The following is a 24,629-nucleotide window of genomic DNA, read 5'->3' on the forward strand; positions in this document are numbered from 1 at the left end:
GCTTAGTCCTTGGTGATGCGGTTGATTTCTTCAAGGCTGGTGATGCCGGCCTTGACCTTGAGCAGTCCCGAGCGGCGCAGGTCCGGGACGCCTTCCTTGTCAGCCTGTTCGGCCAGCTGCATGGCATTCCCCCCTTCCAGGATCAGTCGCTGCATGCCTTCGGAGATGGGCAGCACCTGGTAGATCCCGACGCGACCCTTGTAACCCAGAGTGCAGCGATCGCATCCCACTGGCTTGAACAGCTTGATGCCCTCCTTGACCTCCTGTTCGGTAAATCCCTCTTCCAGCAGCACATCGTCGGGTACATCGTGGGGCGTTTTGCAATGATTGCACAGGCGTCGTCCCAGCCGTTGGGCAATGATCAGCAGGATGGATGAGGCGATGTTGTAGGAGGGGACACCCATATTGGCCAGTCGGGTGAGGGTCTGGGGAGCATCGTTGGTGTGCAGGGTGGACAGCACCAGATGGCCTGTTTGAGCCGCCTTGATGGCAATCTCGGCGGTTTCCAGGTCGCGTATCTCCCCTACCATGATGATGTCCGGATCCTGACGCAGAAAGGCCCGCAGGGCGCTGGCGAAGGTGAGGCCCACCTTGGGGTTGACGTTTACCTGATTGACGCCGGGCATGTTGATCTCGGCCGGATCCTCGGCGGTGGAAATGTTGCGGTCCGCCGTGTTGAGGATGCCCAGGCCCGTATACAGGGAGACCGTCTTGCCGGAGCCGGTGGGGCCGGTGACCAGGATCATGCCATAGGGCTTGCTCAGGGCATTCAGATAGAGTTCCTTCTGATGCGGCTCATAGCCCAGCTCGTCAATACCCAGGAAGGCACTGGTCGGATCCAGGATACGCAGTACCACCTTCTCGCCATACAGCGTGGGGCAGGTGTTCACGCGAAAGTCGATGGCGCGGTTCTTGGAGAGTTGCATCTTGATGCGCCCGTCCTGGGGGATGCGGCGCTCGGAGATGTCCATGCGGGACATGACCTTGATGCGGGCAGTGATGCGGGGTGCCAGGTTGGCGGGCGGATGGGCCACCTCCGAGAGCACTCCGTCCAGGCGAAAGCGCACCCGAAAATTCTTTTCATAGGGCTCGAAATGGACGTCCGAGGCCTTCTTGTTGATGGCATCCAGCAATACCTTGTTGACGAAGCGCACCACCGGCGTGTCGTCGATGTCGCTTTCCGAGACATCCTGCCCCCGATCGTCCTCGTCACCCTTGATTTGCAGATCGTCCAGATCGTCGTCCATGAGGCCTTCCATCATGGCCCCGGAGTCGTTGAGGGCATCCTCGATCAGTTTGACCAGCTTGTCCTGCTCCACCAGCACCGGCTCGGTGGCAATGCCGGTATTGAACTTGATCTCATCCAGGGCCGTGAGGTTCATGGGGTCGGCCAGGCCGACGAACAGGCGGTTGCCGCGCTTGTACAGGGGCAGGGCCTGATGCTGGCGGACCAGCTTTTCATCCATGAGGTTCTTGGGCAGATGATCCCGATCCAGGGTGTCCAGGTCGAATAGCGGGGTGCCAAACTCCTCGCAGGCAGACTGTGCCAGGCCGCGGGCCTGGACCAGGTTCTCGTCCACCAGGTAAGCCACCAGCGGCACACGCTTCTTGCGCGACTGCTCCAGAGCCCGGTTGGCGTCTGCCTCGTTGAGCTGGCCATCCTGGACAAGCCTGCGGGCAAGGCCGCTCAGGGGGATGGAACTGGCTGGTGTGGACATGGGCGACCGTTCAGGCAGAGGGTTGCAAGGGGGTAGTCTCGGGGTAAAGGACGCCAGGCTCAAGCCCCGCGCCGCCTGTGGATCTGTCTTGATCCGTTATGAGTATATGGGCATTCCCCGTTGACGTCATTTCGCGATACCGCTCACCGTGGTGTCAGGGGCCCTCCAGGCCCAGTCGGTATAATCGAAAACCCAGTTGGCGCATGCTCAGCCCAAGCCTTTGCGCTGTTTTCTCCCGATCGCCGCCGACCGCCTCCAGGGCCTCCAGGATCACCCGCTTTTCCTCATGGGCCAGGCGTTCCTCCAGTGGCTCCCGGCCGGTGTCCGCCGCCGGGGCGGGCGGTTCCGCGGCCCGGGGGAGTTGCAGGTCTTCTGCCTCGATGAGATCCCCGTCACACAGCGTGGCGGCTCGCTCCAGGATATTTTCCAGCTCCCGCACATTGCCCGGATAGTGATAACCGGCCAACTGGGTCATGGCCGCCCCACTCAGGCGCCTGGGGGATTCCCCCCAGCGCTCGGCCAACCGCCCAAGGATGTAGTCGGCCAGCCGGGGCAGATCTTCAAGCCGCTCGCGCAGGCTGGGTACCTTGAGTTCGATGACATTGAGGCGGTAATACAGGTCCTGGCGAAAGCGGCCGTTTTCCACCTCGGTGGCCAGATCCTTGTGGGAGGCCGAGAGGATGCGTACATCCACGGCGATCTCGCGGGCCGCGCCTACCGGCTTGATGGCCCGTTCCTGGATGGCGCGCAGCAGTTTCACCTGCATGTGCAGGGGCAGTTCCGCGACCTCGTCCAGAAACAGGGTGCCTCCCTGTGCGGCCTGGAACAGGCCCTGCTTGTCGGTGACGGCTCCGGTGAAGCTGCCCTTGATATGCCCGAAGAATTCACTCTCCATGAGCTCGGCGGGGATGGCGCCACAGTTGACGGGCACCAGGGGGCGTTCGGCCCGCGGGCCCAGCCGGTGGATCTCCTGGGCCACACGCTCCTTGCCGCTGCCCGACTCGCCCAGGATGTACACGGGGGCCTGACTGCGGGCCAGCTTGGCGATGGTGGCCTTGAGCCTGAGCATGGCCGGGGCGTTGCCCAGCAGGTTGTCGTTCTCCTGGCTGGCCTCGTGGGCCCGATCGATGCGGGCAGTGGACGTTGGCGCCGAGAGTTTGAGGGCACTGCTCACCAGGTCCCGCAGGGTGGTGAGGTCGACGGGTTTGGAAACGAAGTCGAAGGCACCGGACTTGAGTGCCTGTACGGCCGTATCCATGCTGCCATAGGCCGTGATCACCGCCACCGGCAGGCAGGGGTGATGGGCCTGGATGTGTTCCACCAGTTCGATGCCGTCACCGTCGGGCAGACGCATGTCGGTGAGGCACAGATCAAAGGCCTCACTGCCCAGCAGGGCCTTGGCGTCGCGCACCGATCCGACAGAGCGGGTATGCAGTTTCATGCGGCCCAGGGTGATCTCCAGGAGTTCCCGGATGTCCGGTTCATCGTCGATGATCAGTACGTGCTGGATGCCCATGGCGTCTTTATCGGCAGCGGCTCAAGGGGCCGGTTCGGTTGCGGTGTGTTCGGGCATGGGGAACCGGATGCGAAAACAACTGCCGCCGGTGGGCAGGGGCAGGTATTCCAGTCCACCTCCATTGTTCTCGCACAGTTCCCGTGCAATGTATAGCCCGAGCCCGGTGCCCTGGTTGCCGGACGTCACGAAGGGTTCGAAGAGTTGACGCGCGATGCCGGGCTTGACCCCGTGGCCTTCGTCGATCACATCCACCACGGGTTGCCGGGAGATGTCCTGGGTGCCGCCCTGAATGCGGATGCGCGGCGGCTCGCCAGCGCGGGTGCCATAGCGTAGGGCATTCACGCACAGATTCCACAGAACCTGGTGGAGTTGTTCCGGATCGAAACGCCCGCGGGCATCATCGGGCCGGATGGCCACCTGCAGTTGGACCGGTTCCAGATGGTAATGCCGCCGGAACTCCTCCGTAAACCGTTCCAGCCAGGGCTTGAGGTACAGGGACTCCCCCCGAGGCGAAGCCTGTCGGGAGAGGCCGAGGATGTTCTGGATCAGCGCGTTCATGCGCTGGCTCTGATCCTGGATGATCCCTGCCAGGCGGCGATCCGCCGGGTCCAGGGATTCCGATTCTCCCAGTAGTTGGGCCGCATGGCTGATGGCCCCCAGGGGGTTGCGGATCTCGTGGGCAATACTGGCGGTCAGGCGGCCCAGTGAGGCCAGCTTGATGGCCTGCATCTGCCGATGCAGCTCGGCGGTATCCTCCAGAAAAATCAGGGTCCCCACGGCACGATCCACCCCCAGTCGGGTAAATCGTACCCGCAACTCCGGCCCGTAAGCCCCTGCCTCCAGGGTCTGATGGCTTTGGGTACCTGGCTTTGCCAGCCAGTCTTGCAGGGCAGCCTCGATCTGTGGGGATATCTTTTCAAGGTCGCTGGGGTTGTCGGGGCTGGGATTGCCCAGCAACCCCCAGGCCGCTTCGTTGATCAGATGCACATGGCCGGTGTCATTCACGACGATGACACCTGATTGCATGCGCTCGATGATGTGGGCATTGAGTTCGGCCATGTTGGCCAGGTCCACACTGTGACGCTCCGCCCGCGCCTCGCTCTCCCGCACCCGGCGGGACAGCACCAGCCCCAGCAGGGCCGTGGCGAACAGGGCAGCACCCAGCAGCCCCGTCTGGGTCAGCGCCGCGTCCCGGGTGGGGTCGACCAGATAGCCGTGTATCTGCGCCAGCAGCAGAGCGATGGAGCCCAGCGCCGCAAAGAACAGCGCCGGGCGTCCCGGGGCCAGCACACTCAGTCCGACCATGGCCGGAATGGTGAGCATGCCCAGGCCGCTGCTCACGCCGCCGCTGGCGTACATGAGCAGGGTGATGCACAGGGTATCGGTGATGGCCTGGGTGTAGACCTGGATCTCCGCCGAGGGCGTGTACAATCGCGCCGCCGTGCCGAATCCGAAGCTCAGCACCAGGTATAGGGACGCGCACAGCAAAAACAGGCGCGGGTGGGACTGCCCCAGGGTTTCCGGGCCGGTGCCCAGCACCACCAGGGCCACCAGCATCCCGGCAACAAAGAACCGATACAGGCTGAACAGTCGGAGCGCCCGCCAGACATCGTCCATGGGGCGCCGTGTCCAGCCAGGACGGGACAGGCCGAAGAGCTTCATGCCCCGTCAGGCGGGGGCGGCAGGGCGAGGGGAGTCATGCCGCGACGCGTGTTATTCTCGTGTAGACTCTTGAGCGAGTGCCAGATCCCGGTGATCGTTGGAGCAGAAGGCCCGCGGGCCTTCCTTCACCGCTTCATTCTCCGGTACGTGCAGGCCACAGTACTCACAACGCAGCATGTGACCGGAACTCACCTGCTGTGGGTGTTTGGGGCGTTTCACGTCCGGTGTTTTAAGCAGCAGTCGGACCACCATGAAGACCAGTACGAAGGCGGCAATCAGGAACAGGATGTTCATGGGTACGGTGATTCGGGTTTGAGTGGTGTATAAAAAGGTACTACATAAAAGGCGTCGGCAGTGAGTATGTGATCAGCCATTCCGGGTCTGACCCTTGATGCATCGGGCGACCCGCCGGCGAAATTCACCCCTTTGATACTCAGGATCCATGAACCTTCACGAATTTCAGGCCAAGACCCTGTTCAGAGAACACCAGATCCCCGTGCCCGAGGGGGTCCCCATTCAGCGTCCCGAGGATGTGGACGAGGCCATGGAGCAACTGGGCGGTGATGCCTGGGTGGTCAAGGCCCAGGTTCATGCGGGTGGCCGGGGCAAGGCCGGTGGGGTCAAGCGGGTGCGGGGGCGCGGCGAGTTGCTGGCGGCCGTGTCGGATCTGCTGGGGACCACCCTGGTGACCCACCAGACCGGCCCCGAGGGTCTGCCGGTCAATACCTTGTTGATGGAGTCCCTTACCGATATCCAGCGGGAGCTCTACGTGAGCCTGCTGGTGGATCGTGGCACCCGCAGGGTGGCGGTGATGGTCTCCGCCGCCGGGGGCATGGATATCGAGGAGGTGGCCGCCAAGACCCCTGAAAGACTGCTCACCCAGTTTGTCGATCCGGCCGCCGGCATCATGCCCTACCAGGGGCGTCGGGCAGCCTTCGCCCTGGGCCTGGAAGGCAAGCAGGTGGGAGCCTTCGTGAAGCTGCTCACCCGGCTGTATCAACTCTTCGTCGATAGTGACGCCAGTCTGGTGGAGATCAACCCCCTGGTGGTCACCGGCAACGGCGAGCTCATCGCCCTGGACGCCAAGGTGAACATCGACGACAACGCCCTGTACCGTCGCCCGGCTCTGGCAGGCATGCGCGACATCTCCCAGGAGGAGGCACGCGAGGCCCAGGCACGGGAACACGAACTGAACTACGTGCGACTGGATGGCAACATCGGTTGCATGGTCAACGGCGCCGGCCTGGCCATGGCCACCATGGACCTGATCAAGCTCCATGGGGGCGAGCCTGCCAATTTCCTGGACGTGGGAGGCGGTACCACTGCGGCGCGGGTGGCCGAGGCCTTCAAGCTGATCCTCTCCGATGATGCGGTGAAGGCGGTGTTCGTGAACATCTTCGGCGGTATCGTGCGCTGCGATCTGATTGCCGAGGGGATCATCGCGGCGGTCAAGGAAGTGCATATCACCGTCCCGGTGGTGGTGCGGCTGGAAGGCACCAACGTGGAACAGGGGCGCCAACTCCTGGCGGACAGTGGCTTCAACATCATCACCGCACCCAGCCTGACCGAGGGCGCCCAGCAGGTGGTCAAGGCGGCCTCCGAGGCCTGACCGGATCACTCCCATCCCGACGAATCAGCCAGACTCACAAGGGCGGACACGGACTTTTCATGAGCATCCTGATCGACAAGAACACCCGCGTCATCTGCCAGGGCTTTACCGGCAAGCAGGGCACTTTCCATTCGGAGCAGGCCATCGCCTATGGGACCTGCATGGTGGGAGGGGTCACCCCGGGTAAGGGGGGGCAGACTCACCTGGAACTGCCCGTTTTTGACACCGTGCATGATGCGGTCACAGAGGCGGGCGCCCAGGCCACCATGATCTACGTGCCGGCTGCCTTCGCGGCAGACGCCATCCTGGAAGCAGCGGATGCGGGCATTCAGGTCATCGTCTGCATCACCGAAGGCATTCCGGTGCTGGACATGCTTCGCGTTCGGGCAGCCCTGGCGGGCAGTTCGGCGCGCCTCATCGGCCCCAATTGTCCGGGCGTGATCACCCCGGGGGCCTGCAAGATCGGCATCATGCCGGGGCATATTCACGAGCCCGGCCGGGTGGGTATCGTCTCTCGCTCCGGTACCCTGACCTACGAGGCCGTGAAACAGACCACCGACGCTGGCCTGGGGCAGAGTACCTGCGTGGGCATTGGCGGCGACCCCATCCATGGCATGAACTTCGTGGACTGTCTGGAACTGTTCGAGCAGGACCCGCAGACCGAAGGCATCATCATGGTGGGCGAGATCGGTGGCACCGCCGAGGAAGAGGCCGCCGCCTATATCCAGAAACACGTCAGCAAGCCCGTGGTCGCCTACATTGCCGGCGTGACGGCCCCGCCGGGGCGGCGCATGGGCCATGCCGGGGCCATTATCTCCGGGGGGCAGGGTACGGCAGACCAGAAATTTGCGGCCCTGGAGGCGGCTGGCGTGGCCGTGGTCCATTCTCCCGCCGACATGGGCCAGCGCCTCAAGGAATTGCTGGGCTGAGGGCGTCGCATCCCGACATGACCCGGGCCCGGGTCCGGGCGACGTTTGCCGTCGCCGGTCCCGGGCCCTTTTCTGTATAGAGACCGCATTGATTCCATGACTCAGACCGTGAAGATCGCCTTGGCCCAGATGAACCTCATGGTGGGCGACGTTGAAGGCAACGCCGAGCGAATCATCCAGGCCGCTTGCCAGGCCCGCGACCGCCATGAGGCTCAGTTGGTTCTGTTCCCCGAGTTGGCCCTGACCGGCTACCCACCGGAAGACCTGCTCATGCGCGGCAGCCTGCTGGACCGAGTTGTGCAGGCCCTTGATGAGGTGGCCGCCCAGGTACGGGGTATCGATGTCCTGTTGGGGGCACCGCTTCGCGACCGCGGCGGCCTATGCAATGCGGCAGTATGGCTGCGGGATGGTCAGGTGCTGGCCCGTTACGACAAGCAGGTCCTCCCCAACTACAGCGTCTTCGATGAAAAACGTTATTTCCGTCCCGGTGATGAAGCCTGCGTGGTGGAAGTGGGTGGACTGCCCATGGGCGTCACCGTCTGCGAGGATATCTGGCAGCCGGAGCCAGCCCAGCGGGCCCGGCAGGCTGGCGCGCGGCTCATCCTCAACATCAATGCCTCGCCCTTCCATCGGGATAAACACCAGGAGCGCCTGGAGGTGCTGCGTACGCGGGTGGCCGAGACCGGGCTGCCCATCGCCTATCTGAACCTGGTGGGCGGGCAGGACGAACTGGTGTTCGACGGCCATTCCATGGCGGTGGATGCCGAGGGCAGCTTGCGCTTGTGCGCCCCTCCCTGGCAAGAGGGCGTGTACCTGCTGGAGGTGCAGCACGATGCCGGAAATATCAGATTTTCCAGTGGGATCGTGGCGCCTCCCCAGCCGCCTGAAGCCAGCCTCTACGACGCCCTGGTGCTGGGGGTGCGTGACTACGTGAACAAGAATGGTTTCAAGGGGGCCGTGCTGGGCCTGTCCGGCGGGATCGACTCGGCCCTGACGCTATGTATTGCCGTGGATGCCCTGGGGCCGGACGCAGTGGAAGCCATCATGATGCCCTATCACTATACCGCCGGCATGAGCCGGGAGGATGCCGCGGCCCAGGCAAAGCTGCTGGGCGTGCGCTTTCGGGAGATCCCCATCGCGCCCATGGTGGAAGCCTTCATGGGCGGTCTGTCGGAGGCGTTTGCTGGCCTGGCCGCCGATACCACCGAGGAGAACATTCAGGCCCGTTGTCGAGGGACCATCCTGATGGCTTTCTCCAACAAGACCGGCCGCATGCTGCTCACCACCGGCAACAAGAGTGAAATGGCCGTGGGCTATGCCACCCTCTACGGGGACATGGCCGGGGGCTTCGCGCCTTTGAAGGATCTTGCCAAGCTATGGGTGTATCGCTTGGCACGCTACCGCAACCAGCGTGGACCTGCCATCCCGGAGCGGGTGATTGAACGTCCCCCCTCGGCGGAACTGGCCCCTGATCAGTGCGATGAGGACAGCCTCCCACCATACGAGATCCTGGACGCCATCCTGGAGCGTTTTGTGGAGCGGGATGAATCCTTCTCTCGCATTGTCGATGCCGGCTACGACGAGGCAGTGGTCAGGCGGGTGATCGGCCTCGTCCTGCGCAATGAGTACAAACGCCGCCAAGCCCCCCCGGGTGTGCGGGTCACGCCGCGGGCCTTCGGCAAGGATCGGCGCTATCCCATTACATCCGGCTATGGCAGGCTGTTAAGATAACACCCCTGTCATTTCATCCTGACCGCGCCGCGCATCCTGCGGCTCAAACGGAATCCGGAACCCATGAAAAAGATCGAAGCCATCATCAAGCCTTTCAAACTCGAAGACGTGCGCGAAGCCCTCATGGAAATCGGCGTCACCGGGCTGACCGCCACGGAAGTGAAGGGTTTCGGGCGCCAGAAGGGTCATACCGAACTCTACCGTGGTGCCGAATATGTGGTGGACTTCATCCCCAAGGTCAAACTGGAGATTGGCGTCGATGACAGCCTGGTGGACGCCTGTGTGGACGCCATCATCAAGGCCGCCCGCACCGGCAAGATCGGCGACGGCAAGATCTTCGTCACCGACATGGAGCGGGCCATTCGCATCCGTACCGGCGAGGAAAACACCGACGCGTTGTAAGCCCCCTGGGCCAGAGGGCGGCCTTTGGATGCCATCCGGGTCACCTCTGGCGTCGTCGACTTCGGGTACACCGCCCGGGTCGTTCGCGAACGACCCCTACAGGGTCAGGGATTAAAGGGGGCTGTCCCCATTACGGATGGAACGGCCCCCACCCCGATAAAAGGGGTCGATAAAAGGGGTCTGTCCCCATTACGGATGCAGGTGTGCACCGGGGGCGAGGTGTTGTCAGCGGGTGTTCACCGCATGGATGCGGTGGCCAAGCCTACAGGGACGTATTCACGGCGTCCCGCGGACAACACCTCGCCCCCGGTGCACACCGGTCGAAGCCTCCAGTCACCGCCCCCCGTCAACGAGACCCCGCAAACCCGCCCCGAACGAGCCGAAAAGGGGTCTGTCCCCATTTTGGGGGATGCCCCGCCAGTCGGCCCCGCTATCTATCGGTAGGTCACGACCTCATCCAGGCGGCGCCGATGGGAAGCCTCCGGGATCTCCGCCGGATATCCTACACACAACAGTGCCACCGGACGCAGGCCGGACTCGAGCCCGAGCGCGTTGATCACCGCGTCCTCGTCGAAGAAACCCACCCACGTGGACCCCATCCCGGCAGCCACTACGGCCAGTTGCGCATAGGCGGCAGCGATGGTGGCATCCTGCAGCGCGTACAGCTCCCGCCCACGCTCACCATATTGTTGCTCGGCCCGTGCCGCGTCCGTGCAGAACACCAGGCACACCGGCGCCTGGGCGATGAAGGCCTGATCATGGGCGGCGCTCACCAGGGACTGGCGCAGTGCGGCATCCGTGATGCAGATGATCCGATAGGACTGCAGATCCCCCGCCGAAGGTGCAGTGACGGCAGTCTCCAGAATGGCATGCAGCTTTTCCGGCTCCACGGGCATGTCGGGCTGGTAACTGCGGATGGAATGACGGTGCCTGACGGTCTGAAAGAAATCCCACATCCCGGTTGTCTCCTCGTGCCTGTGCGATGATCGGGCGCCCGACGTCAAACGGGTGCGCTGGTCCCATGTGGCAGGGCTGCCAGTTCGTCGGCCCTGTTCGGGAAATTCTGCCTCAGCACCCGCAGGGCATCCTCGGCCAGATCGTCCATGTCCAACTCCCGGTACGCCCGAACCATGATCTCCAGGGCGTCGGGCACGGCCCCCGAGCCGTCGTAATGCTCCAACACATATCGACCCCGCTGAGCGGCCGCCAGCCAAGCCCCGCGGCGCATGTAGAAGTCGGCCACATGCATCTCGTGGGCTGCCAGCATGTTGCGCAGCCGCACCATGCGCTCGCGTGAATCCTGCGCATAGCGGCTGTCGGGGAAATATTGCAGTAGAGTGCCAAAATCCTCGAAGGCAGTGCGCAGCGGCACCGGGTCACGGCGGGCCTGATCCTGCGGCACCCAGCGATTCAGGAAACTCTGGTCACGTTCATAGTTGGTCAGGCCCCGCAGATAATAGGCGTAGTCCGCATGGGGGTGACGGGGGTTCATCTGCAGGAATCGGTCGATGGCGGCGATGGCCATTTCCGGTTCCTGGGCCTTGTAATAGGCGTAGGCAATCTCCAGCTGCCCCTGCTGGGCGTGTCGACCAAAGGGGAACCGGGCCTCCAGGGTTTCGTAGTGTTCCACGGCCTGGTCATAATTGCCCCGCTCAAGCGCGGCCTTGGCCTCTTCGTAAAGCTGGCTGGCGGACCAGTCCCGCGTCGGGTCCTGGCGCATGGCGCCGCAGCCGGAGATCAGGGCGGCAAGGAGGATCAGGATCAGGGTATTACGAAGAGCGGACATGGGGGCCACGGCGAATCAAGCATCAGCCCCAGAGTATACTAAGGACCCGGGCGGTAAAGCCATCGAAGTGGCGTGCGTCCCGGGTCCTTCGACACCCACCAGACAGATGTGTGAATCCATGCCCCAGACCACCATTCACCTGGACGCCACCATCCCGCCGGATCTGGCGGGGAAACGCCTGGATGCGGTCCTGGCGCGCCTATTTACCGACTATTCCCGCAGTCGCATCCAGCAGTGGATCGAAGCGGGTTGGGTGCGTGTGAATGGTGTGGCACCGCGTATCCGTGATAAGGCCGCCGAAGGCGCCGTGGTGGAGGTGCGCGCCTGTCTGGACGCGCCGGGAGAGGACGCCCCTCAGGATCTGCCTTTGGAGATCGTTCATGAGGACGATTGCCTGATCGTGATCCACAAGCCCGTAGGGTTGGTGGTACATCCTGCGGCCGGCCATCCAAGGGGCACCCTGGTGAATGCCCTGTTGCATCATGCGCCGGAGCTGACGCATCTGCCCCGGGCCGGCATTGTTCATCGCCTGGACAAGGACACCTCGGGTCTGCTGGTGGTGGCCCGCACCCTGGAGGCCCATACTGACCTGGTGCGCCAGTTGCAGGCACGCACGGTGGGTCGGGAATATCTGGCGCTGGTTCAGGGTGAAATGGTGGCCGGTGGCACGGTGGATGAACCCATCGGCCGTCACCCGGTGGATCGCAAGCGCATGGCCGTGGTGAGTGGGGGGCGACCTGCAGTCACCCATTATCGAGTGGAAGAGCGGCTGGAGGGCTTCACTCTGTTGCGTGTGAGCCTGGAAACCGGCCGTACCCACCAGATCCGCGTACACATGGCCCACCTGCGCCACCCCATCGTGGGAGACCCGGTTTATGGTGGACGACTCCGGCTGCCTGCCGGACTGCCTGACGGCGCCATCGAGACGATTCAGGGCTTCCGTCGTCAGGCCCTGCACGCCACCCGGCTGACCCTGGTGCATCCCGGCCACGGCGACACGGTCTCCTGGGAAGCACCCCTGCCGCGGGATATGGCAGACTTGCTGGCCTGTCTGCAAGGCGGTTGATTGTCTGCCGCCGGTGCCATTCCATCGAAAAAATCAAGTGACATAATGGCATGCGCGTGATGCGTGTCATGCGCCTTTGATCCTGGGGCCGCCTTATGGAATTTCTGCACGAACGAGACCTGGAACAACTCCAGGAATGCCTGGAGGAGGGGGATCTTGCCGGTGTGCGCGAGCGCCTGGACGAGATGCGCATACAGGATATTGCCCATGTGCTCATGGAACTGGAGCCCGACCCCCGCCGGGAGGTGTTTCGCCTGCTGCCGCCCGGTCGTCGGGTGGATGTGTTTTCCTATCTGGACCCCCATCATCAGCTGCAGTTGATCAAGCAGGTGTCCGTGGACGAGGGGCGCTATCTGCTCTCGGAGATGCTACCGGACGATTTGACGGCCTTGCTGGAGGATCTGGACCGGGACCAGGTGCGCAAGTTATTGCGTTTGCTGCCCTTTCGTTCCATCCGTCGGGCGCTCAGCCTGCTCGGCTATCCCGAGGACAGTTGCGGACGTCTGATGACCACGGCCGTGGTCAGCGTGCGCCCTGAATGGACCATGGCCCGGGCCCTGGATCATCTGCGTGTGCAGGCCGGGCGGGGCGAGACGGTCAACCTGGTGTACGTGACCGATGACGAGGGGGTGCTGCAGGGCGTGCTGGCCCTGAAGCATTTTCTCAAGCAGCAGACAGAGACTCTGGTCTCTGGCTTGATGACCCGCAACGTCATCTCCATCGACGCCCAACAGCCTCAGGAAGAGGCCCTGCACATCATGCGTCACTACGACCTGCCGGCCCTGCCGGTGGTGGATGAGGATGGCGAGTTGCTGGGTATCATCACCGTGGATGATGTGCTGGACGTGGAGGAAGAGGAAACCACCGAGGATTTCCAGAAGATGGGAAGCGTCGGGGCCCTGAACCTCAGTCTGCGCGATGCCCGACCATGGTTGTTGTACCGCAAGCGGGTGGGCTGGCTGCTCATCCTCGTGGGCCTGAACATTCTGGGGGGTTACATCATCGCCGGGTATGAGCAGTCCATTGAATCGTTGGTATTGCTGGTGTTCTTCCTGCCTTTGGTGATTGCAGGTGGGGGTAACGCCGGGGCACAGTCCTCCACCCTGATGGTGCGTTCCCTGGCAACCGGAGATGCCAGGCCAGGCGATTGGCTGCGTCTCTGGGGGCGGGAGTTGGCCGTGGCCGGGGCACTGGGTCTGACCATGGGCGCCACCGTCTCCCTGCTGGGGCTCTGGCGCGGTGGGCCGGAGATCGCTCTGATGCTCTCGTTGGCCATGCTCTTGATTGTCATGGTGGGCAGCATGGTCGGGATGATCCTGCCGTTCATCCTGTCTCGCCTGCGACTGGATCCTGCCACCGCCAGTGCTCCGCTGGTCACGTCCATCGCTGATGTGGCCGGTATCACGATTTATTTCGGTTTGGCGGCGGCGATGCTGGGACTGCCGCGCTAGTTGAGGAGCAGGTACGTGGACATGATAGAAACCATCAGCCCGGATGTCTTCAAGGCGCACCTGGAAAATCCGGATCCGGAGGCCCTGGGCACGATGCTGGACGCGTTGCAGGATCAGGACCTGGCGGCGTTGACGGCGCATCTGGAACCGGAGGCCTGGGGTGTGCTGATCCGGCTGTTGCCGGATGACCGTGCCCCGGACGTTTTTTCCTATCTGACTCAGGAGCAGCAGCAGCGCATTCTTCAGGATCTGACTGACGAGGAGACGTCGCAGCTGCTCAGGCGCTCTTCCTATGACGATACGGCTGCGTTGATCGACAGCCTTCCGGATGATCGTGCCCGGGAGGTGATGGATCTGTTGCCGGATCGGCATCAGTGGGTGATCAAGAGCCTGCTGGCCTATCCGGAGGAAAGTGCCGGGCGGCGCATGACGCCGGGGTTTCTTGCGGTTCGCCCCCATTGGACCCTGGAGCAGGCCCTGGATCACTTGCGCCGTGAGTTCGAGGCGAGCGAGACCGTCAATGTGGTGTTCGTCACCGATGGGGAAGGGCGGTTGCTGGGGGCCGTGAAACTCAAGGAGTTGCTGGTGGGTTCTCCGCGGCGTCGAGTGGATACACTGCTGCGCGAGGATGTGGTGCGCGCCCAGACCCGCATGGACCAGGAGAAGGCCGCCAGTCTGATTCGTCATTATGACCTGGAGGTTTTGCCGGTCGTGGACGAACGGGACATCCTCGTCGGCATCATCACCGTGGACGATGTCATGGATGTGGCGACCGAGGAGACCACGGAGGACTTTCTGCGCATGGGGAGTGTGGGCGTGGGGTCCACGGTCACCAGCCTCAGGGACGTGGCGCTGGGGGTGCTTTATCGCAAGCGGGTTGGCTGGCTGCTGATCCTGATCTTTGTGAATATGGTCAGTGGCGCGGCGATCTCACTCTTTGAACAGGCCATCGAGACGGTGGTGGCGCTGGTCTTCTTCCTCCCGCTGGTCATTGCCACAGGGGGGAATGCGGGCACTCAGGCATCAACACTGATGGTGCGTTCGCTGGCCACCGGGGACGTGCAACTCAGGGATGGCCTGAAGCTGTGGGGCAAGGAGTTGTTCGTCTCCATTGCGTTGGGGGGCACCCTGGGCCTGGCGGTCTGGGGGGCGGGCATCTGGCTCGGTGGGCCCCAGGTGGGCCTGGCGGTGGCGATCGCGATGGTGCTGGTGGTGATCGTCGGTAGCATGCTGGGGCTCATGCTGCCCCTGCTGCTGACTCGACTCAACATGGATCCGGCCACTGCCAGCGCACCGCTGGTCACGTCCATCGCGGACGTGGGGGGCATCCTGGTCTATTTCGGGGTGGCGACGCTGGTGCTGCAACTCAGCGCATAGCCCTTTGGGTGAGGGGCCAAGGGTGGACAATAGCCCCTCTCCCGCTGGCGGGAGAGGGGAGGGAGGTTGGTTCACATCTCCCGACCGAAGGCTTCCTTGAAGCGGGCCTCGATGTCAGCGCGGCTGGGTGCATGGTTCTGCGGGCCCACCTGTTCGATCTTGATGGCGCCCATCAGGGATGCGATGCGACCGGTGGTTTCCCAGTCCAGGTCGTTCGTCAGACCCCACAGCAGGCCGGCGCGATAGGCGTCGCCGCAGCCGGTCGGGTCTTCAATGCCCTTGATGGGGGCTGCCGGCACGTGGATCTTGCCGTTCTGGGTGTAGATGTCGGACCCTTCGCCGCCGCGGGTGATGATGAGGGTGTCCACGTGGGTGGCCAGTTCCTCATGGCTCCAGCCAGTACGCTCGCTCATCAACTGGGCCTCGTAGTCGTTCAGGGTGACGTAGGTGGCCTGTTCCACGAAGCGGCGCAGGTCGTTGCCGTCGAACATGGGCATGCCCTGGCCCGGATCGAAGATGAACGGGATGCCGGCTTCCACGAACTGTTCGGCATGCTGGATCATGCCGTCGCGGCCATCGGGGGAGACGATGCCGATCTTCACGCCGCTGGCGTCGCTCACCTTGTTGCGATGAGATTCACCCATGGCGCCTGGGTGGAAGGCGGTGATCTGGTTGTCGTCCTGGTCCGTGGTGATGAAGGCCTGCCCGGTGTAGTGCTCAGGGACGACGGTGATGTGTTTCTGGGTAATACCGCACTTGTCCATCCATTCGGCATAGGGATCAAAGTCAGCGCCAACGGTGGCCATGGGCAAGGGGTCGCCGCCCAGGAGCTTCAGGTTGTAGGCGATGTTGCCGGCGCAGCCGCCGAATTCCCGACGCATCCCGGGTACCAGGAAGGACACGTTGATCATGTGGACCTTTTCGGGAAGGATGTGGTTCTTGAAACGGTCGGGAAAGACCATGATGGTGTCGTAGGCGTATGAACCGCAGATAAGAGCAGACATCGGATCTCCTGGCTTGGTTGAATGGGTGACCGACCGTGGGGTCGGCCCGGTGCTCCGGGCGAGCGCCGTGGCCTGTCCGTGAGGTCCGGCGGGAGGCCGGGGTGGCGTGGCTCCGTGGGGAGCCCACGCAGGATCGTGGACAGGCGAGAGAGATGTTGTCAGCCGCCCATGATAGTGGTGTTGGCTCTCAATTGCGAATCGGGTCCAGTGGCGGTATCGTCAAAGTTGGCTTGGAACCGTTTCTGCGTTTGCCGTCAATGAATGAGGGTGACATCCATGAGTGCTGCCTCGACAACCCTGCACCGGCGTCATCAGACAACGGGTGAGGAACTCGCCAACAGCATTAGCCATGGGCTTGCCCTGGTGGCGGTGATTGTGGGCATTCCGTTCCTGATTCTGGAGGCGGTGCGTTCGGGGAGTGCAGGTTTTGTGGTCGGGGCGAGTGTGTTCTCGGCCACCATGGTGATTCTCTATCTGTCTTCCACTCTTTACCACGCCATGCCTCATGGTCGGGTGAAGCGGGCCTTTCGGGTAGTGGATCACTCGGTGATCTTTTTGATGATTGCCGGCACCTATACGCCCTTGACGCTCGGCGTTCTGGGTGGGCCCTGGGGTTGGACATTGTTCGGCCTGGTCTGGGGGCTGGCGGGGCTGGGGGTGTTGCTGAAGGTGTTCAATGGTCTGTCTCACCCCATTCTGTCCACAGGGCTGTATTTGCTCATGGGCTGGTTGGTGGTGATCGCCATTGTGCCCCTTTTCAAGCTGATGCCCACGCCCGGTTTGATCTGGCTGGTGGCTGGTGGATTGGCTTATACCGGTGGCGTGGTTTTCTATGCGCTGGATCAGCGGGTGCCTTATGCCCATTTCATCTGGCATCTGTTCGTGATCGCGGGGACGGTTTGTCATTATTTTGCGATTCTCTGGTATGGGGCCTAAATGCCGGTGGGTTCGGATCCCGCCCGGGTGCTTCTCGAAGCGCCCCTACGATGCGCCGGGGATCCAAGAACGCGTGATTTCACCCCGGACCCCGTAGGGGCCGTTCGCGAACGGCCCGGGCGGTGTATGTGATGTTGAGGGGCTGTGGGTATGCCCCGGTGGCATCCGCGACGCCGCCCGGGCGCTTCTCGAAGCGCCCCTACGATGCGCCGGGAATTCGAGAACGCGTGATTTCACCCCGGACCCCGTAGGGGCCGTTCGCGAACGGCCCGGGCGGTGTATGTGATGTTGACGGGCTGTGGGTATGCCCCGGTGGCATCCGCGACGCCGCCCGGGCGCTTCTCGAAGCGCCCCTACGATGCGCCGGGGATCCAAGAACGCGTGATTTCACCCCGGACCCCGTAGGGGCCGTTCGCGAACGGCCCGGGCGGTGTATGTGATGTTCATGGGTCGTGGGGATGCCCGGTGGCATCCGCAGCGCCGCCTGGATGCTTCAGTCCGGGTATCGGCCACTATGGGGGTGGTCGATAGGGCAAAGTGCGGGGAGACAGGTGTCGTTCCCGGTTGGGGTGTTGGGGGATGCCTTTACGGTCTCCCGGGTGCGTTGGTAATGGGGTTCGTCCGGGGCCATGCGCAGGGCGCAGGTGACGGCCTCGAGGGCCTGGGTGCCGCAGCCGCGGGCATGGAGGACGTGGGCCAGGTTGTTCCAGGCGGCATGGGCCTCGGGGTCTGTCTGGATGAGTTGCCGGAAGGCCTGTTCAGCGCCGGTGTGGTCCTCGAGGGCGTACAGGGTATTGCCCAGGCCGATCCAGGCCACGGGGTGTTCCGGCCAGTGGCGGGCGGCGGTCTTGTAGGCCGTGGCGGCGGTGTCGAGCTGGCCGGTGGCCTCCAGGGCATTGGCGGCGCGCAGCCAGGGGAGGGGCCGGGCGGTAGCGGGCAGTTGGCCGGGGGGCTGTACCACGAAGGCCCAGTAGTTGCCGCGACGCCAGGTGCGCTCGAAGACGGGCATGGGGGTGACATGGCGGCGGATGGTGCCTGATCGCAGGATGATCTCTTCTGCGTCCAGATCGAATCCGATCACCACGGCATAATGCCAGTAGGGGAAGGCGTTGAGGCCCAGGTTCTGGAAGACCAGCACTGGCTGGCCCGCGGCCACTTCCTTGAGGAGTGTTTCCATGTGGGCTTCGATGACGTAGGCCACGAATCCGCGGGCCCTTGCTGAGGCCAGCATTTCGGTCTGCAGGCTGCCTTGGCGTTCGGGTAGGTAGACTTCATCCACCAGGTCGTCGGGGTGAACCATCAGGCCGCGGGCCCCCAGCACGGTGGCCAGGGCCGCCGGGCCGCATTGATAGCGTTCCTGGGGGTGGAAGGGGGTCTGATCCAGTTCCACCTGACGAGGCATTTCGTCGGGTGGGTCACGCAGCAGGTCGCGGGTTTGCAGCGGGGTGGCGCAGCCGTTGAGTAGCAGCACCGCCAGCACCAGGCACATGAGTCCCGCGGGGGTGGCCCACCCCCGCGGCCATCGTCTCGGGTCATGTGTCATGACCGGGGGGATCAGTTCACCGGGCGCACGAAGGGGAAGATGTCGGTGGCGCCGATGGCGTCGGTGATGATGAAGACGATGAAGATCAGTACCACGACGCCCAGTACACTGGCGGAGCCCACGGGCATGTCTTCGATGCGCTCGTTCAGTTCGCGGACTTCCTGGTCGGTCATCCGTGCCACCCGCTGGGCGGCCTCGCTGGGGTCCACGCCCAGGGCGGACAGTTGTTCGCGCACATCATCCCGCTCCAGGGTGGCCAGTAGTTGTTCCCGGTCTACCTGGGCCTGTTCGGACAGGATGAGTTGATCCGTTCCCACCATGGAGGCGTGCAGGGGCGCAGTGCCGGCCGCCAGCAGGGCGATGATGCAGACCAGGGTGATCAGGCGTTGCACAAGGGGATTTCTTTTCATGATGATCCTCAAGCGTGGGTGAAGTGTCCATGCATTCTCAGCCGCGCTGTGGCTTTGGTCAAATGTCATTATCCGGGCTGTCATGGCGTGTTGCTGGATGAGTGGGGTCTGTTCGGGAATGGCCTGTGGCGCTTGCAGGCGGCATCGGCCGGCGGCGTTTCAACGAATTGGGCGAACAGTTGCGTCGGGGCAGGTGTGCACCTAACCTGACCCGGCAACCCATGCGGTGACTGCCATGAAGCGGGCCTCTTTCAAGGAAATCTTTGGTTGGGCGATGTTCGATTTCGCCAACCAGGCCTATACCTTGCTGATCATCACGGTGATCTTCGGTGATCTGTTCACGCGGGTCATCGTTGGCGATGTCGAGACGGACTATCGTCTGGGTAATTTGCTGTGGAGCATTGCCCTGGCAGTGAGTTACCTGTTGGTCGTGGTGGTGGGGCCAGTGGCAGGCGCAATCATGGATTTTTCTGGTGTTCGCAAGCGCTTTCTGTTTGCCAGCTACGTGCTGACGGTGATCACCACCGGGCTGTTGTACTTCGTGGCCCCGGGGTATGTGTGGTTGGGCATGTTGCTGATCATCTGCTCGAATTTTGCCTACGCCATCGGCGAGTCGTTCATCGCCAGTTTCCTGCCCGAGCTGGGGCCCCGCGAGGAGTTGGGGTGGATCTCGGGGTTTGGTTGGGCCCTGGGTTATGTGGGTGGGCTGGTGGCGACGGCCTTTGCCTTGGTCATGCTTGGGGAGGTCAGCCAGGAGAATTTTGATCGCATCCGTTGGGTAGGGCCGTTTGCGGCGGTGTTCTTCCTGGTGGCGGCCATTCCCACATTCCTTTGGGTGGGCGAGCGGGGGCGCTCCCGGCGGCTCAAGGGTGGGTTTCGCAGTTATCTGGGGATCGGTTTTCGGCGGGTACGAGCCACGTTCAAGGATCTCAGGCATTACCGTGATTTGGCGATACTGCTGGTCTCGGTCTTTTTTGCGATGGCAGGGATCTATATCATTATATCCTTCACTTTCATCTACGGTGCCCAGGTCATTCAATGGGACGAACAGGTGAGGATCATCATGTTCGTGACCGTCCAGTTGACGGCGGCCGCCGGCGCCTTGGGGTTTGGCTTTCTTCAGGACAGGATGGGTGCTCGCACCATTTATCTGGCCACTCTGATGTTGTGGATTGTGGCAGTTACCTTAATCTTTGCGACGCCCTGGTTGGGGCAGGTGCTGCCGCTGGAGGCCCAGCATGTGTTCCTGATGGTGGGCAGCGTGGCGGGTTTGTGCCTGGGTTCCACGCAGTCCGCGGGGCGGGCCCTGGTGGGTGTGTTGGCGCCGCGTCCGCGGGCGGCGGAGTTCTTTGGTTTCTGGGGCCTGGCCAGTAAAATGGCCGCCATCGTGGGCTTGATGGGGTTGGGGCTGTTGCAGATGCTGGTGGGTCTGCACGTGTCCATCCTGTTCTGCAGTCTGTTGTTCGCGCTGGCCCTGGTGGGGGCGCTCGGCCTTGATGAGGCTCGGGGGCGGCGTGTGGCGGAAGAGCGCGAGTGCCCTCGCCGTGTGAATTTGTTGTGACTGACTCCGATCGGGATGCAAAACATGCCAGTGACTGTCGTTTACCCTGGGACCTTTGATCCCATCACCAATGGCCATATGGATATCGTCCGTCGGGCGCATCGGTTATTTGATCGGGTGTTGGTGGCTGTGGCCGCAAACCCGACGAAGCGGCCTACTTTCACCCTGGATGAGCGGGTGGATATGGCTTGTCAGGCGCTGCAGGGGTTTGAGCGGGTGGAGGTCTGTGGATTTGATGGGTTGCTGGCGGACTTTGCGGCTGCGCATGGGTCGCGGGTGTTGTTGCGTGGTCTCAGGGCGGTGTCCGATTTTGAGCATGAGTTCCAATTGGCCAGCATGAATCGGCATTTGGCGCCGGATCTTGAGACGGTGTTTCTCACGCCTGCCGAGGAGTATTCGTATGTTTCCTCAAGTCTGGTGCGGGAAGTGGCTGCGTTGGGTGGGGATGTTTCACACTTCGTGGCGGACAGTGTGGAGGCTGCGCTACGCGCCCGCTTGGGCTAAGATGCGCGGTCATCCGCTGTGGGCGGGATCATAAGAAGCTGTGACATGAGGTCTGTCGGTTGGCCCCAAAGGGGGTGAGCAGGCGAGTGCATGGCCACGGACAAGTGATTACATCTTATTGTTTTTGAAGAGGAAAGTGTGTTATGGCCCTGATGATTACCGACGAGTGCATCAATTGTGACGTGTGCGAGCCGGAATGCCCGAATGGTGCGATCTCTCCGGGAGACGAGATTTATGTGATCGAGCCGAGCCTGTGCACGGAGTGTGTGGGTCATTTTGATGCGCCTCAGTGTGTGGAGGTGTGCCCTGTGGATTGCATTCCGAAGGATCCAGATCACGAAGAGAGCCATGAGGCGTTGATGGCGAAGTTTGAGCGGATTACTGCTGGGGCTTCCTGAGGCAATCGTTGTTCCGTTATGTGGGGCCGGGGCTTTGTACCCGGCCCTTTTTGTTTGTGCGCCCGCCGCTCTTGGGGGCGTCTGTACCTTTCGGGTAGGCATCCGGGTGGGTAAAGCCCACCGGGGGACGCCGTGAATACATCCTTGTAGGCTTGGCCACCGCATCCATGCGGTGAACACCCCCGGAGGGCTTCACCCGCCCGGATGCTTCTGGCTTGTGTGCCCACCGTTTGGTGGTTACTTCTGACAGGTTGGGCAGTAGTAGCTGGAGCGGCCGCTCTGGGTGATGTGTTTGATGGGGGCGTGGCAGACGGGGCAGGGGGCTTGGGGGCGTCCGTACACTCTGAGGGACTGGCTGAAGTAGCCGTGGGCGCCGTCTTCGTGGACGAAGTCTCTGAGGGTGGTGCCGCCCTGGGCGATGGAGGCTTCCAGGACCTGGCGGATGGCGGTGACGAGACGCGCGGCTTCGGCGCGGGTGAGTCGGCCGGCGGCGCGGCGGGGGCGGATGCCGGCCAGGAAGAGGGATTCGGAGGCGTAGATGTTGCCGACACCCACCACAATCTGGCTGTTCATGATCAAGGCTTTGATGCTCACCCGGCGGCCGCGGCTGACGCGGAAGAGGTAGTTTCCGTCAAAGCTTTCTCCCAGGGGTTCCGGTCCCAGGTGCGCGAGCAGGGGGTGGTTGCCGGTTTCGGGGTTAAACCAGAGCAGGGCGCCGAAGCGGCGGGGGTCGTGCAGGCGCAGGGTGAGGCCGGAGTTCAGGGTAAGGTCCGCGTGGTCATGGGGTCGGGGCGGGGTGCCGGGGGGGACAAGGCGCAGGCTGCCGGACATGCCCAGGTGGATCAGGATGGTGCCTGGGGGGCATTGGATGAGCAGGTATTTGCCCCTTCTGTCCACGCCGGTGATCTCGCCACCCTGTATGCGCTGGGGCAGGTCGTCGGGTATCGGCCAGCGCAGGCGCGGTTCCCGGACGCAGACCTGCTGGATGCGGCGTCCGGTGAGGTGGGGTTCGATGCCGCGTCGGGTGGTTTCCACCTCGGGTAGTTCAGGCATGCAGACCTTCGATCTCCACCAGCAGGTCGTCCCGGCAGATGTCACCTCGCAGGTAAACGGCCGGTGCCTGGGGCCCCAGCGCTGCCTGCAGGCGGTCTCGTACGGCGTCCACGTCCTGGGCGTGGCGCACGTAGACCTTGAGCAGGGAGAGCGCGCCGGGGTTGCCGTTCAGTGTGGCCATGGGAGCGCCGGCAGAGCCGATCAGGGCGCGCAGATTCTCCAGGATCTCATCCAGTTGTGTGATGACGTCGGTATGCAGGGTTTCATGCCCGACAATGCTGGCGGTGCCGGAGATGTACAGGTGCGGTTTGCCCGGCCAGGGTTTGAGGGTGGCGCGGGAGAAGGACGGGCTTTTGGGTCCGTAGCGCCGCGGGTAGTGGAAGGCGCTGACCTGGCGGGGGTTTTCAATCTGCACGCCCGGTTCCCGTCCTGCAAGGAAGTAGATCACCAGGCCGGGTGAGGTGGTGCCGATGGCGGTGGCGGCGGGCAGTTCTCCCTCGGTGAGGGGGACGCGGTCGAGGGCTCGGTGTCGTCCCAGGCAGAAGGCCTGGTAGCGGTCCAGGCCGTCGACCTCATCATGCAGGTGCGGGAAGTAGTTCCAGATTCGCAGCAGGCAGGGGAATCCCATGGCCCGGTGGAAGGCCAGTACCCGGTCATAGGCGTACTCCGCGGCCTGGTCCATGTCGTGGTCGAAGCGGGCCTCGTCCACGAGGATCCAGCCAAACAGTACATCCCGGGTGTGGGCGTAACCCATGTCCTGGTCGCATCCGGCCGCCACGGGTTCGCTGGTCTCCCAGACCTCCACGGGGGTGTCGGTCACCAGGGGGGGCAGGGCCAGGGTGAGTTCCGTGGGGCGGGCCGGATCCAGACAATTCTGCTGGCCGAAGCGGATGACGGCCAGGCGGTGGGGGTCGCGCGTGGCAAGTTCGCTCTCGGCCAGCAGTCGGACGGTCAGTGTTGTCGATTCGGGGATATTCGCCATGGGGCTAATGTTACCGGATCATGGGCGATCGTCGTATCATCATTGGATGAAAAGAGGGGGGTGCTGGAAACGCTAAGCTGCTCGTGGTGTTCTGCCAGGCTTGAAATATGTCGGGACGACGTGATACTTGACTGGAAAGCGAGGATACACTCGCTCATTCATGATGGTGGGATCACCACAGTGTAAAGGAGAGGATGAAGATGTCGAACCTGCAGCATCTGCGTCAGGGCGTGAGTGATGCCTGGGAGAGCATTCTGGGCGGTTGGCAGCGTCTGTATGCCCGCGCCTCGGGGGCCATTACCCGATTCAGTCCAGGGGGGCGGTCCGCCGACGGGGGTGAACGGGATGAGCATGAGCTGGAGACCCGCAGTATCGGCTGGGGCGTGATGGCGGCCGAGGTCTTCGATGACACGGATCGCCTGGTGGTGCGCCTGGAGGCGCCGGGTATGGATCGGGGAAGTTTTGATATCCAGGTGATTGATGATCATCTGGTGATCCAGGGTGAGAAAGGGGTCCAGCGGGAGCACAGCAGGGGCCGCTACCATATCGCTGAGTGCGCTTACGGGCGCTTCGAGCGAGCGATCCCGCTACCGGGGCCGGTGGATACCGAGGGCGCTCGGGCCACCTACGAGCATGGCGTGCTTCGTGTGGAGATGCCGCGGTTGAGCAACGCGCACGCGCAACGGCGCATCACTGTGGAGGCGGGCTGAGCCCGTCACCATCCGGCGGAGGGTGTGGCATGGAGCAGATTCAGGCCCCCATGGGGGAAGAGATCGAGGTGCGGCAGGTGATGCACGAGAGCGGTATGCCGTTGCTGCGTGTGTTGATACGGGACGGCGGGCGCTACACTTATCTGGATCTGGACCCGGCCACTGCGAGCCGCTGGGGCGGGCTCATGCAGGTCTGGGCTCGGGAGACGGTGGAACGGCTGGAGGCCGAACAGGGTAGGGAATGATCCTTGAACTGGCGGCCCACCGCCGTGCGGTGGGCT

24 protein-coding genes are annotated in these 24,629 nt (G+C 63.2%); 13 read left to right on the forward strand and 11 right to left on the reverse strand.

Going from position 1 to position 24,629, the window contains the following annotated elements; genetic code table 11:
- Positions 1–2: 2 nt before the first annotated feature.
- From pilB to BMY52_RS03220, 4 genes are all read right to left on the reverse strand, one after another.
- On the reverse strand, positions 3–1,718 hold the full coding sequence (gene pilB / locus BMY52_RS03205) for a type IV-A pilus assembly ATPase PilB (protein ID WP_090250863.1): 1,716 nt from the start codon (positions 1,716–1,718) through the stop codon (positions 3–5).
- A gap of 154 nt (positions 1,719–1,872) precedes the next feature.
- The gene (locus tag BMY52_RS03210) at positions 1,873–3,234 is read right to left on the reverse strand and encodes a sigma-54-dependent transcriptional regulator (RefSeq protein ID WP_090250865.1); all 1,362 of its coding nucleotides are present in this window, start codon (positions 3,232–3,234) and stop codon (positions 1,873–1,875) included.
- A 21-nt stretch (positions 3,235–3,255) separates the two neighbouring features.
- Positions 3,256–4,896 carry a two-component system sensor histidine kinase NtrB gene (locus BMY52_RS03215; protein WP_245740530.1) on the reverse strand — a complete coding sequence of 547 codons (1,641 nt, stop codon included), beginning with the start codon at positions 4,894–4,896 and terminating at the stop codon, positions 3,256–3,258.
- 51 nt (positions 4,897–4,947) lie between these two features.
- Entirely contained in the window at positions 4,948–5,190 is a 243-nt protein-coding gene (locus BMY52_RS03220; protein WP_090250867.1) for a PP0621 family protein, read from the reverse strand.
- A gap of 148 nt (positions 5,191–5,338) precedes the next feature.
- Here BMY52_RS03220 and sucC point away from each other — a divergent pair, with 148 nt between their 5' ends.
- From sucC to BMY52_RS03240, 4 genes are all read left to right on the forward strand, one after another.
- Complete coding sequence (gene sucC / locus BMY52_RS03225) at positions 5,339–6,505, forward strand: ADP-forming succinate--CoA ligase subunit beta (protein WP_090250870.1); 1,167 nt, start codon at positions 5,339–5,341, stop codon at positions 6,503–6,505.
- Between the two features lie 59 nt (positions 6,506–6,564).
- Positions 6,565–7,434: a succinate--CoA ligase subunit alpha gene (gene sucD / locus BMY52_RS03230; protein WP_090250872.1), complete on the forward strand. Its 870-nt coding sequence runs from the start codon at positions 6,565–6,567 to the stop codon at positions 7,432–7,434.
- 96 nt (positions 7,435–7,530) lie between these two features.
- Positions 7,531–9,165, forward strand: coding sequence for an NAD+ synthase (locus BMY52_RS03235; RefSeq protein WP_090250875.1), 1,635 nt, complete (start codon positions 7,531–7,533; stop codon positions 9,163–9,165).
- A 63-nt stretch (positions 9,166–9,228) separates the two neighbouring features.
- A complete protein-coding gene (locus BMY52_RS03240; protein ID WP_090250878.1) occupies positions 9,229–9,567 on the forward strand; it encodes a P-II family nitrogen regulator in 339 nt (112 codons plus the stop codon).
- Between the two features lie 434 nt (positions 9,568–10,001).
- Here the strand turns inward: BMY52_RS03240 and BMY52_RS03245 are convergent, their stop codons facing one another.
- Together BMY52_RS03245 and BMY52_RS03250 are read right to left on the reverse strand one after the other, a co-directional pair.
- A complete protein-coding gene (locus BMY52_RS03245) occupies positions 10,002–10,523 on the reverse strand; it encodes a nitroreductase family protein (protein ID WP_090250881.1) in 522 nt (173 codons plus the stop codon).
- A gap of 44 nt (positions 10,524–10,567) precedes the next feature.
- On the reverse strand, positions 10,568–11,353 hold the full coding sequence (locus BMY52_RS03250) for an outer membrane protein assembly factor BamD (protein WP_090250882.1): 786 nt from the start codon (positions 11,351–11,353) through the stop codon (positions 10,568–10,570).
- A 118-nt stretch (positions 11,354–11,471) separates the two neighbouring features.
- Between BMY52_RS03250 and rluD the strand changes: the two genes are divergently transcribed.
- The 3 genes from rluD (at position 11,472) to mgtE (BMY52_RS03265) (ending at position 15,247) form a co-directional block, all read left to right on the forward strand.
- Positions 11,472–12,419 (forward strand): 23S rRNA pseudouridine(1911/1915/1917) synthase RluD, encoded by a 948-nt coding sequence (gene rluD, locus BMY52_RS03255; RefSeq protein ID WP_090251140.1) that lies wholly within the window; start codon positions 11,472–11,474, stop codon positions 12,417–12,419.
- 95 nt (positions 12,420–12,514) lie between these two features.
- Positions 12,515–13,870, forward strand: a complete 1,356-nt coding sequence (gene mgtE, locus BMY52_RS03260; RefSeq protein ID WP_090250885.1) for a magnesium transporter — start codon at positions 12,515–12,517, stop codon at positions 13,868–13,870.
- Between the two features lie 21 nt (positions 13,871–13,891).
- Positions 13,892–15,247 carry a magnesium transporter gene (gene mgtE / locus BMY52_RS03265; RefSeq protein ID WP_090250887.1) on the forward strand — a complete coding sequence of 452 codons (1,356 nt, stop codon included), beginning with the start codon at positions 13,892–13,894 and terminating at the stop codon, positions 15,245–15,247.
- Between the two features lie 71 nt (positions 15,248–15,318).
- On the opposite strand, the gene BMY52_RS03270 is transcribed toward mgtE (BMY52_RS03265), so the two are convergent.
- Positions 15,319–16,251 (reverse strand): carbohydrate kinase family protein, encoded by a 933-nt coding sequence (locus BMY52_RS03270; protein ID WP_090250889.1) that lies wholly within the window; start codon positions 16,249–16,251, stop codon positions 15,319–15,321.
- 276 nt (positions 16,252–16,527) lie between these two features.
- On the opposite strand from BMY52_RS03270, the gene trhA reads away from it, so the two are divergent.
- Positions 16,528–17,187 (forward strand): PAQR family membrane homeostasis protein TrhA, encoded by a 660-nt coding sequence (trhA, locus tag BMY52_RS03275; protein WP_090250892.1) that lies wholly within the window; start codon positions 16,528–16,530, stop codon positions 17,185–17,187.
- 493 nt (positions 17,188–17,680) lie between these two features.
- On the opposite strand, the gene BMY52_RS03280 is transcribed toward trhA, so the two are convergent.
- Positions 17,681–18,730, reverse strand: coding sequence for a PA2778 family cysteine peptidase (locus tag BMY52_RS03280; protein WP_090250895.1), 1,050 nt, complete (start codon positions 18,728–18,730; stop codon positions 17,681–17,683).
- A gap of 11 nt (positions 18,731–18,741) precedes the next feature.
- Entirely contained in the window at positions 18,742–19,140 is a 399-nt protein-coding gene (locus tag BMY52_RS03285; protein ID WP_090250897.1) for a DUF6627 family protein, read from the reverse strand.
- A 235-nt stretch (positions 19,141–19,375) separates the two neighbouring features.
- Here BMY52_RS03285 and BMY52_RS03290 point away from each other — a divergent pair, with 235 nt between their 5' ends.
- The 3 genes from BMY52_RS03290 (at position 19,376) to BMY52_RS03300 (ending at position 21,603) form a co-directional block, all read left to right on the forward strand.
- Positions 19,376–20,701 (forward strand): MFS transporter, encoded by a 1,326-nt coding sequence (locus BMY52_RS03290; RefSeq protein WP_090250900.1) that lies wholly within the window; start codon positions 19,376–19,378, stop codon positions 20,699–20,701.
- Positions 20,702–20,725: 24 nt separating this feature from the next.
- Positions 20,726–21,205 carry a pantetheine-phosphate adenylyltransferase gene (gene coaD / locus BMY52_RS03295; RefSeq protein ID WP_090251142.1) on the forward strand — a complete coding sequence of 160 codons (480 nt, stop codon included), beginning with the start codon at positions 20,726–20,728 and terminating at the stop codon, positions 21,203–21,205.
- 143 nt (positions 21,206–21,348) lie between these two features.
- Positions 21,349–21,603, forward strand: a complete 255-nt coding sequence (locus BMY52_RS03300) for a YfhL family 4Fe-4S dicluster ferredoxin (protein WP_090250903.1) — start codon at positions 21,349–21,351, stop codon at positions 21,601–21,603.
- A gap of 237 nt (positions 21,604–21,840) precedes the next feature.
- Here BMY52_RS03300 and mutM read toward each other — a convergent pair whose 3' ends face one another.
- Positions 21,841–22,656 carry a bifunctional DNA-formamidopyrimidine glycosylase/DNA-(apurinic or apyrimidinic site) lyase gene (gene mutM, locus BMY52_RS03305; protein ID WP_090250905.1) on the reverse strand — a complete coding sequence of 272 codons (816 nt, stop codon included), beginning with the start codon at positions 22,654–22,656 and terminating at the stop codon, positions 21,841–21,843.
- Positions 22,649–23,638 (reverse strand): chorismate transformation FkbO/Hyg5 family protein, encoded by a 990-nt coding sequence (locus tag BMY52_RS03310; RefSeq protein WP_090250908.1) that lies wholly within the window; start codon positions 23,636–23,638, stop codon positions 22,649–22,651. Before BMY52_RS03310 ends, mutM begins: the two co-directional genes overlap by 8 nt.
- A 200-nt stretch (positions 23,639–23,838) precedes the next feature.
- Here BMY52_RS03310 and BMY52_RS03315 point away from each other — a divergent pair, with 200 nt between their 5' ends.
- Both BMY52_RS03315 and BMY52_RS03320 read left to right on the forward strand, forming a co-directional pair.
- Positions 23,839–24,348 (forward strand): Hsp20/alpha crystallin family protein, encoded by a 510-nt coding sequence (locus BMY52_RS03315; RefSeq protein ID WP_090251145.1) that lies wholly within the window; start codon positions 23,839–23,841, stop codon positions 24,346–24,348.
- 29 nt (positions 24,349–24,377) lie between these two features.
- Positions 24,378–24,593, forward strand: coding sequence for a DUF6967 family protein (locus tag BMY52_RS03320; RefSeq protein WP_090250909.1), 216 nt, complete (start codon positions 24,378–24,380; stop codon positions 24,591–24,593).
- The last annotated feature ends 36 nt before the right edge of the window (positions 24,594–24,629 follow it).

Source organism: Ectothiorhodospira marina (genome assembly GCF_900109495.1).
GTDB lineage: Bacteria > Pseudomonadota > Gammaproteobacteria > Ectothiorhodospirales > Ectothiorhodospiraceae > Ectothiorhodospira > Ectothiorhodospira marina.